Annotated in this window: 1 pseudogene; it reads right to left on the reverse strand. The window is 31.1% G+C overall.

What is annotated here, in order from left to right:
• Position 1: 1 nt before the first annotated feature.
• A pseudogene (locus EAI80_RS13130) lies at positions 2–1206 on the reverse strand (IS256 family transposase).
• Between the last annotated feature and the right edge of the window lie 70 nt (positions 1207–1276).

Below are 1276 nucleotides of genomic sequence, written 5' to 3' on the forward strand. Positions count from 1 at the left end.
GTTAGTTGTTATCTATTAATTTGGAAACCATTGATCACGACCAACTAAACCAAAACCTTTGTGAATTCTATTCATAAATTTTTCATTGTATTGATTGAATTGTGATACTAAGTATTTTTCCATTGATGTTTCGGTTGGAAACTGTTCCTTCAACTTAAATTTCTTCTTAAGCTGCTTGTTGAAACCTTCAATCAGATTCGTTGAATAAATACTATGTCTTACTTCCTTTGGATAATCAAAATACGTTAATAGATGCGTATTTTTATCTAAAATATCAATTACTCTAGGATACTTTCTTTTCCATTTTGAAGTAAATGTTTCAAGGTTTGATAATGCTTCTTCTAATTTGGATGCATTATATACTTCTTTGAAATCATCCAGTATTTCTTTTCTATCTGTCACACGTACTTTGGCCGCTATATTTCTAGATATATGCACTAGACATCTTTGAATTTTAGCTGCTGGAAAAGTCTGTTCAATAACTTCTTCCATACCAGCTAGACCATCTGTACAAAATAACGATACACTTTCTAAGCCTCTTGATTTGAAATCTTCTAGAAGTTCTTTCCAAATTTCAGCAGATTCGTTGGGTGCTATAGAGTATCCTAAAATCTCTTTTGTACCTTCAACAGTAATACCAACTGCTATATGTACTGCTTCTTTTGCGACAGTATCTCTTCGTAGGGCCATGCATGTTGCATCCGTATAAACAACAGCGTATTCTTTAGATAACTGTCTAGATTTGAATTTATCAATGTTTTCTATACATTTATCTGTAATATTGCTTACTGTTTGTTTAGAATAACTAGCACCGCATAAATGATTGACAATACTAGAAATATCTTGATTGGATAATCCCTTATCAAATAGGTCAATGATTGTTTGATCAGTAGAATGATCATGTCGACGATATTTAGGAAGCAGACTTGAGTAAAATAGACCTAAACGATCTCTAGGCATTTTAATATTGAGTACACCATATTTAGTATTGAATGTACGAATATAGCTTCCATTTCGATAATCTTCATTATTACTTCTGTCATAACGTTCATAATCTAGAAATAAAGTTAGTTCGTGTTCAAGAATTTCATTGATAGATTTTTCAAGTTCACTTCTAAAAAGTTCGGCAACAGCTTCCTCAAAAAGAGGAAGATTATTGTCATTAGCAATTAGATTTTTCATTAAAGATGTAGTAAAATAGTTCATGGGCATATCTCCTTAGATTAATGTTTTGGTCGACTTAATTTTACTAGGAAATATGTCCATTTTCTATAAT

Origin of the sequence: Catenibacterium sp. co_0103 (assembly GCF_004168205.1) — a bacterium.
GTDB classification, from domain to species: Bacteria; Bacillota_I; Bacilli_A; order Erysipelotrichales; family Coprobacillaceae; genus Catenibacterium; species Catenibacterium mitsuoka_A.